Below are 14,511 nucleotides of genomic sequence, written 5' to 3' on the forward strand. Positions count from 1 at the left end.
TTTATTGTTGTAAATTTATGTAAATCAGATCTATATCTTTTTTATTTTGATAGTTCGGTATTTTGCAATTCGTATGTTCTCCCTTTTTCGGTAGGGAAATCTATCGAGGTGGTTTCTTTCAGGTCGAATTTCTGTAACTGTACGGCATTATCTCCTTTTATAAGTTCAGGAGCTTTAGCCACAAAGTAGAATTCGTTCGGGTTTTGTCCTTCGGCAGCTTTGGCTACCGCACCTTTTACCTGCAACGGTACGTGGCAACGCACACGGCAATTTCCGCCCAAGTTGGAATGTATGGTTGCTTTGGTCACTTTGCCATCTTTCCATTCCATATCCACGGTGAATCCTCCACGCGCACGGAGACCTTTTACTGAGCCGTTTTTCCAGTTGTCAGGCAGAGCAGGCAGCAGGAATATGTCGCCGCCATGGCTTTGCAGCAGCATTTCGGTGATGCCCGATGTGCCACCGAAGTTGCCGTCAATCTGGAACGGCGGGTGCGCATCGAACAGGTTAGAATAAGTGCCGCCTCCTCTGACCGGAGTTTTAGACGAAGTATCCACATGTTTCAATCCGTTTTTCAGCATCAGGTAGGCGTGGTTTCCGTCTTCGAGGCGTGCCCAGAAATTGATTTTCCATGCCATAGCCCAGCCTGTTCCACCGTCGCCTCTCAGGACGAGGGTTTGTTTGGCTGCGGAAGCCAGACCGGGCGACATGCGCGGAAGTATCTCCTTGCCCGGATGCAGGGCAAACAGGTGCGACACGTGGCGATGTTGTGGCTCTACTTCTTCAAAGTCTTTGAACCATTCCTGCAACTGGCCTTTCGAACCCAGATGAGGAGGATAAAGTTTTTCGCGGGCATCTTCGAGGGTTTTACGGAAATCGGCGTCGGTGTTCAGCGCTTTGGATGCTTCTATGCAGTTGGAAAATAAATCCCATATCATAGCCATATCCATTGTAGTTGCTTTGCTTATACCGCCGACCTTTTGTTGTCCTTTGGCGTCGATATATTTAAATTTATTTTCGGGCGAAGTAGACGGGTTTGTTACCAGATAATCGGTTTCATTGTCCTGTTGAAGCCATTCCAACATAAATTCGGCGGCGCCTTTCATCAGCGGATAAGCTTTTTCCTGTAAGTATTGCTTGTCGCCTCCGAATGCATAATGTTCCCACAGGTGTTGACTGAACCATGCTCCGGCCATCGGCCAGCAGGTTACATGTGGCAGGTCTGCTTTGTCCCAATCATATCCGCCCGAAGGATAAGTCATTGCCCAAATGTCGCTGTTATGATGGGCAACCCATCCGTTTGGTATGCCGTAGTTCACCTTAGCGGTTTTGCTGCCGTTGGCGGCAAGTGACGGCAGAAAGTCGAGCAAGGGTTGGTGACATTCCTGCAAACCTGTCGGCTCGCTGGGCCAATAATTCATTTCGGTATTGATGTTTACCGTATAGCCCGATGCCCAAGGTGGTTGCACATGTCGATTCCATATTCCTTGCAGATTTGCAGGAATGCTGCCCGGGCGTGACCCTGCGATGGTAAGGTATCTTCCAAACTGGTAGTACAGTTCTACCATACCGTTGTCGGAATCGTCCGTAGCAAACGAAGCCAGACGTTTATTGGTCGGAAGAGCTTCCTTTTCAGGATTCTTCTCTCCAAGGCTCAGTGTCATGTTGTCGAAAAGTGACTTGTAATCTTTGATATGGTCAGCCAATAGTTCTTCGTGTGTTTTTTTTGCCGCGGTTTCCAAATCGGCGATCGCTTTTATCGATGGGTCTTTGCCTTCGAGTCCCGGCGACTTGTCGAATCCGTTGAAGCTTGTTGCCGCCGAAAGTATCAGGGTGACGGCGTTGGCGTTTTCGATGCTCAGTATACTGTCTTTTCCTATCGATTTACCGCTTTCCAAGAGGATTTTCACATGTACTTCAAAGTTTGTCCCTTCCCCGTTTTCGTTGTCATAAACGATCTGTTCGGGTTCATAGTTTCTGTGTGCGACAAATTTGGGGGCTTTCCCTTTCAGTACCAGATAGTTGTTTTCGTAAGCTTTTGTCGTGTATCTTAATTGACTGTTAAGTCCTACATCAAAATTAAGAGAACCATTTTTGTCTGCCTCTATCCTTACCACCATTACCTGATCGGGGTAGGAGATAAAGGCTGTACGTTTGTATTTTATGCCGTTCTGTACGAATGTAGTTGTGGATACGGCATTGGATATATTCAGGTCCCTGTATAGGTTACCGGTAGAGTCTTTCGCGGTCATTACCAGATGGAGGTCGGCCAGCGGTTGATAGCGTGCCGAGTATGGCCCCTGCGAGTTTTTCTTCCATAATTCCGCTGCTTTTGCATAATCTCCCTTGTTGACAGCTTCGCGGATGGCAGACAGTACCGAAGGCGCTTTCGGGTTGTTGCCGTCCTGCGGATAGCCCGACCATAGCGTATTTTCGTTGAGTTGTATCAATTCGTCTGTCGGATTTCCGAATACCATCGCCCCGATGCGTCCGTTACCCAATGGCAGAGCTTCCTCCCATGCGCCGGCAGGGCAGTCGTACCAGAGTTTGAGTCCTCCACCTTTATTCTGGGTTTCGCAACTTCCCGCCCAAAGCAGGGTGAAACATGTGATAAGCATAGATTTTAGAAGTGTTTTCATCGGTTCATATTTAAGTGTTTTCATTTTTTCACTTTTATCGCGTTCCTCTCTACTATCTCTGTGGCCCATACAAATCCTACATAGGCTTCTTTCGCGTTGAGCGATCTTTTGTAGTGAATGTATTTTTCATAATCGGTTTGCACGCCGACACCATCACAGGCTTCATATACGTCAACCAGTCCCTTTTCATTGATTTTGGCATGGTTTACAATAGATTTGTAGCCGTCTTTTACGACTTGTCCGTATTCTTTTTCATCCAGCAAACCGAGGTTTATTCCCTGTGCGATGCTATAGGTAAACATGGCCGTACCGGATGTTTCTATCCAATTATCGGGCATGTCTGTCTTGTCCACGACCTGGAACCATCCCCCTGTTTTCGGATCTTGTGTACGCTTTAAGGCTTCAGACAGACGAAGATAAATATTTTTTACATCATTATAGCCCTTATTGGCCGGCGGAATTGTTTCTAAAGCTTCAATAATTACGAGTGCGTACCATCCCAGCCCTTCGCCCCATACGTCTGACGATTGTCTATTTTCGGCAGTGGCCCACCTGCATTCGCGGTCGCCGTGCCCCGGTTCATAAACACCATGCACATAGAGTCCCGAGTTATCTTTCTCTCCTGTTTTGGAATAGGCTACAATCTGCCTGGTGGCTTCGTCGTAGGCGTTATCCGCATCACCTATCGAACGCCCGTAACGTAGGAGGAACATCTGTCCCATAAAAATACCGTCTATCCACATCTGTCCGTGCAGACCACGTCCGTGCCAGAAACCACCATCGTTGTTTCGCGGGTAGTTTTTAAAACAACTATGGATGTAGTCGGCCACTTTCCGGTAGCGTTCATCCTTGTAATGTTCATACAGCATGACCACGGTATTGCCCAGCATCATATTGTCAAGATTGTCACATACATTGGGCACGCGGGCTATTCCTTTGTTGTTGGCTACGGGCACAAGGTTGCCTTCACTGTCGATAAAGGTATCGATATATCGCTTGATATATTCGAGGTAAGTCTTATCACCTGTGTCTTTGTAGAGCCGCTCGAAGACACAGGCCATGTATCCGTTTACGTAAGTCCATGCATTCCAGTATGTCTGCGTAAAGTCCGGGTAGCGGGCTATTGTGCTTTGCGCAGCGGCTATCGACCAGAATACAGGAGCCTTGCCGGGAATGTAATCCAGCTTTGCCCACGAAACGGCGTTGGCCGTGATGTCGTTCAATTCCGATGCTTTCGGGCCGATGTTTGTGATGTATATATCTCGGGTCTGGTCTCTTATCACCATATCTTTATCTTTTGTACCTGTTACCTGTATATTGTTGAACCACATGCTTTCGATGGGTTCTGTATTTTTTGGTAATGATTTGAAGTAGATAGCATTCCCGCTTACATTCAGATTTGAAAAATTCTCGAAATATCCGTACCAAATGACGGGGTTGTCAGTTTTTTTTACCTGATCGGTTGCCTGTTCCAAATGGAAAGCTGTCCGGCAGGGATAGCCTTCCGAATAGTTGTTGCGCATCCGGATGTCTTCGATCTTTCCGGTAGAGGATTTTATCTGTACAATATGGCCGGGAATCACTCCGAAGGTATTGTTTTCGGCAAAAATATTCCGGATCGTTCCTGATGTTGCGTCACCCAAAGCGATCGCACTGTTTTGTGCCTTGCGGAAGTAATTGCCTTTTATGATGATATTTTCGTTTGTATTACCCGATTGCAGGGATATATTGTCCCCGCCCGACTCTATGTCGCAGTTTTCAATCAGGATATTTTTGCTGTTGGCCAACAGGATGCCGCCTTTGCCGCTCCCCCTGATTTTTCCGGGGCCTGTGACAGAAACGTTTTCTATCCCGTAGCATTGGATGAGGTATGTGACTGCCGGACTGAATGACAGGATAGCTCCATCGGATAGTTGCAGCCTGACGTTGGAAAGCAGCTTGACAGATGTATCCATCTTGTACATACCACGGGGGACATAAACTGTGCCTCCTCCGGATTTATTGCATATCTCGATAGCGTGGGAAAATGCCGGGGTATTGTCGTGTAGATTGTCGCCCAGCGCGCCATAGTCGGCCACGTTGAACGTCTGCGCGGGAAATGATGTGTTTATTTTTGATTCCAGTTCGGGAGCCGTATCCCAACCTGTTTCCTGTCGCTGATGCTTGTCGGCCAGTTCGGTGAATTCTATATCGGCATACAAAACGGTTTCGTCGCGCAGGTAAGACGGCGCTTTGAGGCTGCGGTATATACCGTATTTGGGACGATTGAACCGTGCTCCATCGCGCCACAGGTCGGCGTTTTTGCTTTTTGCCTTGAGTAATATCTTTCCATCCGATACCCTTCTGATCTCTATTTCTACCATTCCGGCACGGTCGTGCAGTATTTTTTCTGTCGCTTCCACCCATACGCCTTTAAACTGGGCCAGATCGGCCTCGGCCAGTATGGTGGGTATATTTTTAGCGGTGACTGCATGATATTGCAGCACCTCTTTTCCTTTTTCGGTAATTTTAGGTGTCAGGGTGATGATAGGCGCTCCGGCATTGGGTCCGGCGTCGGCTTTTACCTGATGGATGTGGCAGAAATTGGGTGAAGGCCGGAAGTCCTTGTCCAGTTTAAATTTCCATTTGTAAAGATGTGTTTTTCCCTGATAGCCTTTCATGCTTTCGGGAGAAGGGCCGAACGTTTTTATTTCGGTTCTCTGCCTGTCTGAAGCTCCACAACGGTCGTAGTCGAGGGTGGCATGCAATGTGAAGGCGAATACCTGTTTTTGCAGTTCAGGGTCGTATACTTGTGTGATGTGCTTTACAGAATGCCCGCAGTCGGGTACTTCGACTCCATAGCCGAAGGATTCTATCAGCTTGTAAGTATCAGTCCTGCCGTCGGCATTCATTGTTTTACCCGCTTGCGCATGGGTGTGCAGGCAGACTGTACAGAATAGTATGAATACGTTCAGAATATATTTCATGTCAAACGTTTTTTACCGATACTTTTTATTTTCGAAATATCCGGGGCAGAGCGATTTTGCGCTGCCCGGATAAATCTTAATTTATGAATCAATAAGGAATTATTTATAAGCATCATTTTGTACCCATATATCGGACATGATGTCCATTTGTGACTGCGGAATAGGCCACAATAAGCCATCATATTTACGGAACATTGTCGCTTCTTTGTCATAGGCAATCATAGGAATAACATTTTTTGCTATATCCCAACGAAGAAGATCATTATAACGTAAGCCTTCATAAGCCAGTTCTATCCGTCTCTCGTTACGTATGTTTTCGCGGGTAAGTTCTGTTTTGGCCGGCATTTCCACACCACTGCGCGCACGTACATCGTTCAGAGCTTTCAGCGCGCGGGTATCTGTGCCTTTACCACTTTCAAACATGGCTTCGGCGTACATTAGCAGCAGATCGGCATAACGCATTTTTACAATATGCTGGTCACTCATATATGTTCCTGTCGGCACGTATGCTTCCGGGTTGATCCATTTTTTCCAAGCCATGTTGGTGATAGGGATCACGCTTTCCGATTTACGTCCATCTTCTTGAAATATTCCGTATATATTGTTTATCCACGAATCGCCAATTTGGAAAATCGTCATTTTCAGACGTGGATCACCGGGTTCGTAAGCATTGCGAAGCTCTTTGGTAGGGAAGCAACTCATACGACTGCCAACCATCTGGTCGAGCGAGTGGTAATCGGCCGGAGCCTTGAATATAACCGAGAACATAATTTCAGGATTGTTTTCTTGTTTTCCGAAAAATATTCCTGCGTAATCATTCGCCAGTCTGAACGGATTGGCTGTGTCGCCAATAACCGTCCATGCTGCGTCTGCCGCTTCCGTGTAACGGTGGTTGTTCATCAGTATTCTTACTTTCAGCATGATGGCAGAGCCTCTGACAGCATGCCCGTTGGTATAAGCTGTATTCGGCAGGAGAGGTATGGCAATTTCCAGATCGGCAAGGATTTGACTTACAACATCTTCTTTCGAACTTCTCGGTGTATTTTCGTATCCGCTGCCTACGTATTCAGATTTCAAGGTTAGCGGTACGGCGCCGTATAGTTGTATTAGTTCGTTGTAATAATAAGAGCGAAGGAAAAGCGCTTCTGCCTTATACTTGTTCAGGGTTTCGGCGGGGAGGAAGCTTTCGGCCCTGCTGATATTGTCCAGAAAGTAGTTACAGGCTGCAATACCTTTATAGCTATTTGACCAGAGATCGTTAATAGCACCTCCGGTAGATGGCGTGATACCTCCCCTGAGTATTGTGGCATAACTTTCGAAGCCCGATGAACATAATGCATTGTCTGAAAGCGATTCTATGTCCATATACACTCCGGCTACACTCTGACGGGCTGAGTATATATCTGATCTCAGGCCTACCGCATAAGCTGCAGTCAGGGCTGCCTGCACATCGCTTTCAGTCTTCCAGAATGTACTGCCGCTGATATCAACCAACGGGTCTTTGTCTAAAACGTCACTACAAGAGTAACAGACGAATATCAGACTCAGGATCATCAATTTTATTGTATTTGTTTTCATGATATTTTGTTCTTATAGTGTGATTTTAACTCCAAATGAATATATTTTAGTCTGAGGATAGATGACAGCTCTAGCATTGGCTGCGGTTCTTTCGGGATCGATTCCCTGAAACATATTCGAGTGTGTCCACAGATTATCTCCGGAGAAGTAAACTCTCAGGTTCTGTATATTAAATTTCGATACCAGGCTCTTAGACAACGTATATCCTATCTGAAGATTTTTCAGACGCAGGTAAGAAGCATCCTGCAACCACCATGTAGATACCTGTGTGTTAGCTGCATAGCTTTCGTTGAAGATGTGAGGTATAGAGTTTGACGTACCTTCGCCATCCCAAGCGCCGCGCCAGAATACAGCAGGCGCCGCCGCCTGACGGAACGGAGCGATACCCCATTCTTTCAAGTAGACTTTACCGCCCTGTACTCCCTGGAAGAACATAGACAAGTCGAATCCTTTATACTCCATGTTGATATTGAATCCATAGTTGAAGTCGGGGAATGCTCCCTTCACAACGATCCTGTCGTCGGTCGTAACTTTACCGTCGCCTGTCGTGTCTTTGTATTTCATATCGCCCGGCTTCGGATTTGTTCCCGAAAGCGGTTTCGGATTATTAGTGTTTGTTCCCGCATTCGCTTCGTCTATCTCTGCCTGTGTCTGGTAAATACCATCGAATATGTACATGTAGTATGAGTTCCAAGGAAGCCCTTCCTCTTTGATCTGTCCATTGCCACTGTTGATCTCGCGTGCACCGTACTTCAACAGTTTGTTTCTGTATGTTTCCAGATTTGCATTGATACTGTATTTAAATCCGTTGATAGAGTTTTGATGACCCAACACGAATTCCCAACCCTTGTTCTGCATTTTACCGTCGTTTACGGTCGGTGCACTCAGCCCGATGAAATTAGGAACCTGCAAGCTTCGCAGAATATCTGTCGTTGTCTTGTTGTACCAATCTATCGAACCGTATAGTTTGGAGTTGAAGAACCCGAAGTCGAGGCCAACGTCGGCGATGGTTGTTGTTTCCCACTTGATATCGGGAACATTGAGTCCCTGCTTGTATATACCTTGCATAGGGGTGCCGCCGAAGTTGTAGATGATCGGGTTAGAACCGCCGGAATATGTGCTTGACAATAAGTCCTGATAAGGATAATTCCCGATATTCTGGTTGCCGAGTTGTCCCCACGAACCTCTTACCTTCAGGTTGCTCAACCAAGAAACGTTTTTCAGGAATTCTTCTTCCGAAGCTCTCCATCCGGCCGATACCGAAGGGAAAAATCCCCATCGATTACCTTCGCGGAAGCGGGAAGAACCATCGTTACGAAAATTGGCTTCCAACAGGTATTTTCCCCTGAAATCGTAGTTTATACGACCGAATATGGATTGAAGTCCCCACTCGTACGCGTTTCCGATGTTTTTCATACCGGCAGTAGGAGCTGTGTCGAGTTCCCACATATCACCTACCAACGTTCCGATACGGTAACCTGCCAGTTTTTCGTTACGCAGATTTTCCTGGCTATACCCAAGAAGGGCAGTGAGATTGTGTTCTTGGTTGAACGATTTGGCATAAGTCAATGTTCCGAAGAGGGTGTATTGCGTTTCTTTGATGTCTCGCACAGTAAGTTGGCGCTCAGTGCTGTTCCATGTTGATTGAAGAAGGTATTCACCCTTGTTGTCGGGGAAGAAGTAGTAACCGTAAGTAGGTTCGGTCAGCGCTTTATCCGTTCTGTTGAGATGGCGTATGCTTCCTTTGACTTCGGCATTCAGTCCTTCGATTATTTTTACATTGACGTATGCACTTAGCAGGGCATAATAGTCTTTGTATTTTTTCTTGTTTCCTCCTTTGGCTATGGCCACCGGATTTTTGTTTCCTCCCTTACCTTGTAGGGATGTGGAGAAGCGTCCGCTGCCGTCAGGCAGGTAAGGGGCTATCAGTGGCGACATAGCATATGCGCACAGCATCTGGTCTTCTGTAGCATTGAAGTCCAGAATAGCTTCGGGAGTGCTTCCGCTTGTTACTGCCGGTTCATATCTGTCACCTGTAGAGAAGTTCATATTAGTACCGAAAGTAACACGTCCGCCTAGGTTGGTCTTGAAGTTGAATTGGACATCGTATTTCTTATACCCCGTTTCTATCATAACCCCTTTCTGGTCGAGTATGCCGGCTCCGAAATTATATGTCGTTCCGCCTTTGCCGCCGTTTACGCTCAGGTAATATTGGTTCATAGGGGCATTGCGGGTCACATCGTCTACCCAGTCGGTATTTGGATACTGAGCCGGATTGGTGAGGTATCCCTGACGGTATGATTCTATTTCTTCATCCGTGTATTTCCATGTCGGTTGCAATCCGGTGTGATTAACGGCTTTGTTCATCAGTTCCATATATTCCACCGAATTGGTTATACGCTTTTGCTTTTCGGTAGGAGTCTGCAATGCGAAAGTATATCCGAAGTCGATATTCAGGCGTCCTTCCGAACCGTTTTTCGTTGTGATGAGTATTACCCCGTTAGCTGCACGCGATCCGTAGATAGCGGCAGAAGCGGCATCTTTCAGTACCGATACGCTTTCGATGGTATTCGGATTTACTTTTGTCATATCACCAGCCACACCGTCGATCAGGATCAAAGGGTTGTTGCCTGCTGACGAAAAAGTACCCATACCGCGTATCTGTAGATTGTTGCCTTCCGATCCGGGCTGTCCCGAATTTTGTACTACCTGAAGTCCCGGCACACGACCTTGTAGCAACGATGCTGTATTAGGGGCAGCGCGGGTTATAAGCTCTTCTGAACTTATTGTTCCCACAGCTCCGGTGAGATTAACTTTTTTCTGGGTGCCATAACCTACTATTACGACTTCATCCAGCAACTGCTGGTTTTCTTTCAGAACAATGTCGAAACGGCGTTTGGCGCCGACTTTGATTTCCTGACTGATGTAACCTACATAGGTAACAGACAATAAGGTGTTTTCATCAGGGACATTCAGGGTAAAATTACCGTTTTCATCGCTCACTGTTCCATTGATTGTTCCTTTTACAACAACGCTGACGCCGATGATAGGTTCTGATTTTTCGTCAACGATTGTTCCGCTTACTTTGACGGACTGTGCCATTAAATATACCGGCCCTAAAAGACATGCCAGAAGGAAGACACATCTTTTGATAAACCATGCTAAATTTTGTTTTTCCATAGTAACTTGTGTTGGATGTTAATTAATACCATATTATTTGATTTAGAGTTTAATAGTACCAGCAAAGCCGCCGTAGGGAAGGAGGTCTATAACAATGCGGCTTCCGGTTTTCGTGTGTTTTTCGTCAAAAGTGGTTCTGTCTTTTCCATCTGTAATGAGGTCTATATTTTTTCCTGCCGGAATGAATGGCAGGTCGAACTCTATCTGTCTGCTTTCGCTCTTGCCGCTGATACCTCCCAGATACCAGGTGTCGCCTTTGCGCCGGGCCATCACTACGTAGTCGCCCGGATATCCGGCTACGAGGCGTGTTTCATCCCATGTTACGGGTACTTTCTTCAGGAAGTTCTTCGGCGCATCGGGTAGCGAGCGGTACGATTTTTCGTTGTCGGCAAAGTTTTGTACACCCGACTCGAAGATTACCGACAAAGCCAGCTGATGCCCGTAGGTCGTGACATTGAATGCTTCTACGCCCTGACGTATCTTATTTGAAAAAGTAACCGGAGTATAATCCATAGAGCCTACCACATTGCGTGTAAATGGCAATATTGTGTTGTGTAGCGGGGCTGCGTCGCAGGCAGGCTGTCGGCCGAAGGATTCGGCTCCTCTTACGGCCTCGGTGGTCATCAGGTTGGGATAGGTGCGTTCCAGCCCGCGTGGAAGGCTTGCTCCGTGGAAGTTGACGAGGATATGGTGTGCGGCCGCATCGGCGAGTATGTCTTTGAAAAGTTTCACTATGCCCTGTTTGTCGCTGTCGAAGAAGTCTACCTTGATGCCTTTGACACCCAGCGATTGCAGTTTCTGCATTTCCTGCCTGCGTACATCAGGAACAGACATGAGGTTCATCACATTCACCGTGTCTGTAGTCCGGCCTGCTCCCGAGTGGTACCATAACCAAACATCAACATTCTTTTTCTTCGCATATTTTACGATATTTTCTACATCACCGTCTTTCATATTATACCATCCCGCATCGATAAGCATATACTCCCAGCCCATTTCTGCTGTGAAGTCCACGTATTCTATCTGTGCTTTGTAGTCGGAAGCCGATTGTCCGTTAGACCACCAACTCCAGCTGGAACGTCCCGGCCTGATCCACGATATGTCGGTCAGTGCACATGCCGGATTGAGGTTCTGCACGAGATTTGTTTCCACTATCCCTGCAAGCTTGTCACTTACAATAATCACTCTCCACGGTGTTGCCCAAGGCAGGGTAGATACCGGTTCGGGATCGTCGGGAAGAATCACTTCTTCTTTTTCTGCAAAATGGACTTTATAGAGCCCGTCCTTGTTGCTTCTGACATGTGTTCCGCAATAAGTCCCATCCATGGTGGCCTCGGTGATCATAATCCATTTTCCGGCCGTATTGAACAGCATCGGATAAGCCCATCCGGCTTCGTTAGGCGAGTCGGAACCAATGGCTATATCGTTGCTGCTGTATTGCTCGTAACTCGGTTTCTTACGGCTGTTCATATCGTAAGGAAAGAGCCATGCCTTGCCGTCGAGTGGTACGGTAAACCCTGTTTCTTCGCCTGTAACCTTATATGTTCTGTTACTCTTGTCGGGGAAGCGGTAGCGGAAGGCCACACCGTCGTCGCAGGCCCTCAATATAAGCTCAACCTTTTTGCCGTTGCTGTTGTGGAATGTCAGCGTCTGTTCATGGGCATGGTTGTGTACGTTGAGTCTTTTACCTGCTTTCAGGGTATATTTTTCGTCGATTGTTTTCTGCGGGCTTTTCGATGCGAATTGCAGGTTCGACGAAAACTGCTGATCCTGCCTGTCGATACCGAGAGGTGAATCTTTTATGACCGTTTGCCCTTTAAAGTCTACGGTATAAGACAGTTTCATGTCGTTGCTACCTGCTGTTTTCTTGGAAAAAACAGAGATGGAAACCTGCCTGTCGGGCGATGTCAAAACCCATTTGCCTGTCTGGGCAAAGCATGTGAAAGGGAAGAGGATGATAAAAATCATCCCTGATATTAAGTTTTTCATAATGTTCGGTTATTTAGTCATAAATCGGAAAGTCATTGTTCCAATATTGTTGGGCTTTCCTTTTTCAGCCGGGGATACGCTTCCTGCCAGCCGGTTCTTTTTGTCTTTTTTAATTTCGATCTTTCTCCACGAGTAAATTCCTTTTTCATAGTCGAAACTGACGCCATCGTCGTCGTACAGATTGTAAACACCTTCCTTCGTACCATAGAGCCGTACTTCGATGTCTGTCTTTTCGCCGGGAGTGGGAGCGTGTAGCTGTGTTTTCATCATAGGGATGATTCCGCCGTCTTTCACATAGACGGGAATCCGGTCCAGTCCGGGTGTTACAGTGATTTCCTTACCGTTACCTGCAAATTCTCCGGTATAGAAATCGTACCAGTTGCCTTGCGGCAGCAATACCGTGCGTGATGTTTGTCCGGTAAACATCGGCGCAACAAGAATATATTCGCCGGCCATATATTGGTCTTTCACTTCTTTGTTCACGGCCTCCAGATAAGGGTTATCCTCCAAGTTCCGGCTTCCGGTAACTGTTTTGCTTTCGAGCCTGAAACCGGGTTCGAGAGCCATCGCCCTGAAGGGGGGAGTTCCTTCGAAGTGATATTTCGCAAATTCTGAATAGAAGTATGGCATAAGTTGCATGCGGAGTTCGGCATAGTACTTCACCTGATCGGATACTTCGGGGAAAGACCATGGTTTGGTACCGCTCGACCATGCATTGATCATTGCCATCGGTGAAAACACCACCGACTGGAAACGGCGCAGCCATTCCTCACCTGTCTTTGAATTTCTGACCTCAGGTGTCCACAATACTCCGCAGAAGCCGCTGTTGACAAGGGCGGTGATAAAATCCTGATGACTGTAATAATCGTTGTAGATGACATAAGGCAGGTTGTTGGCCCCTGCATTGGAAGCCCTGACCAAACCGAAAGTCCGCGTATTTTCCTTTCTGTACAGTTCGTCGGTCAGTTTCTGAGCCAGTACACCGTAAGTCTGACGCATCTGTATGCCGCTGATGCCTGACGGAAAAGTAGCCATATCGGGCCACAGGTAAAAGTCGTAGCCATCCACTTCGTCTATCTTGTATCCGCTGATGCCAATTTTCACCTGATCTTTATCAAGCTGGTTGGCGAGAATGCGTCTTCCTTGGGGGTGATTCAGGTCGGGCACGGTTCCGCACCATACGGTATGCGAGCCTGTGTACGGATCGATGGCCTTGCTGATGGATGCATCCGGCGATACGTACGGGTTTGTCCACAGATTGAGGCGGACTCCTTTTTCCAGCAGCTTTTGCGTAAATCCGGCAGGATCGGGGAAGCGGGTCTTATCCCATTCGAAGGTGCACGGATAGGCTTTGGTCTGCCATCCGGGTTCTAGCCCGACGAAATCGAGCGGAAAGCCGTGCTTTTCGAAGTCATCCACTTCTTTCATTACATCGTCGGCCGTGTATAGTGTCCGTACGCGTTGCGTGAATCCGAGTCCCCAGCGTGGAGGCAGGGTTCCGCCGCCGCAATAAAGGTTGTATTTCTTCACAGCGTCCAGCGCATCTTTTCCCGAAAATATATAAAACTCGATTCCTCCTGCCGGAATAAAGACTTCCACGGCATCGGAATAAGGGCGCGAACTCCATGTCTTATCTATATTGCGGTCTTTGGCCACAGGCGGATTTTTTGCATCTTTTCTCACGCTTGTTCCCACGTAGAATGTAAGGTATTGGGCGGAGTTGATAAAGATACCATATCCCTGCGACGATACGTAGAAAGGGACGGGAGCATGGGTACGGCCGTTGTCTTTGCCGCCGTAGTGGTCTACATGCAGGTTGAGGATCTTGCCTCTCTGGTGTACGGTCTGGAAATTAAGTCCCAGCCCGAATATCTGCTCGCCTTTTTCCAAAGGGAAACGCATATAGGTTTTTCCGTCAATCAACTCGGCGTGAATATCTGCCTTGTCGAACGGGAAATTCTGCGGAGACTGGCTTTTCAGGGCATTGGCGGCCGGTTTACTGCCGGAAGCGCTCAGCAGTGTGTACGAATCCGGTTTGCCGAATACGCCCTTCCATACTCCGGGATATTCTTCCGTCCATTGTATCTGTTGTGCAGACAGGGCGAACGGGATAAGGAAAAGGATTATTACAAGGATATTTTTCATTTTATTCTTGATTA

6 protein-coding genes are annotated in these 14,511 nt (G+C 47.2%); all 6 read right to left on the reverse strand.

The window, feature by feature from the left end:
* Window positions 1-41: 41 nt before the first annotated feature.
* Window positions 42-2,663, reverse strand: a complete 2,622-nt coding sequence (locus tag ACYPZI_RS01000) for a glycoside hydrolase family 95 protein (protein ID WP_459597724.1) — start codon at window positions 2,661-2,663, stop codon at window positions 42-44.
* Window positions 2,660-5,605, reverse strand: a complete 2,946-nt coding sequence (locus ACYPZI_RS01005) for a glycoside hydrolase family 88 protein (RefSeq protein WP_459597726.1) — start codon at window positions 5,603-5,605, stop codon at window positions 2,660-2,662. Before ACYPZI_RS01005 ends, ACYPZI_RS01000 begins: the two co-directional genes overlap by 4 nt.
* Window positions 5,606-5,704: 99 nt before the next feature.
* Window positions 5,705-7,183 (reverse strand): RagB/SusD family nutrient uptake outer membrane protein, encoded by a 1,479-nt coding sequence (locus ACYPZI_RS01010; RefSeq protein WP_459597728.1) that lies wholly within the window; start codon window positions 7,181-7,183, stop codon window positions 5,705-5,707.
* Window positions 7,184-7,195: 12 nt separating this feature from the next.
* On the reverse strand, window positions 7,196-10,363 hold the full coding sequence (locus tag ACYPZI_RS01015) for a SusC/RagA family TonB-linked outer membrane protein (RefSeq protein WP_459597730.1): 3,168 nt from the start codon (window positions 10,361-10,363) through the stop codon (window positions 7,196-7,198).
* Window positions 10,364-10,405: 42 nt separating this feature from the next.
* Window positions 10,406-12,352, reverse strand: a complete 1,947-nt coding sequence (locus ACYPZI_RS01020; RefSeq protein ID WP_459597732.1) for a glycoside hydrolase family 97 protein — start codon at window positions 12,350-12,352, stop codon at window positions 10,406-10,408.
* A gap of 9 nt (window positions 12,353-12,361) precedes the next feature.
* On the reverse strand, window positions 12,362-14,497 hold the full coding sequence (locus tag ACYPZI_RS01025) for a glycoside hydrolase family 31 protein (protein ID WP_459597734.1): 2,136 nt from the start codon (window positions 14,495-14,497) through the stop codon (window positions 12,362-12,364).
* Window positions 14,498-14,511: the final 14 nt, after the last annotated feature.

This window comes from Dysgonomonas reticulitermitis (assembly GCF_054601275.1).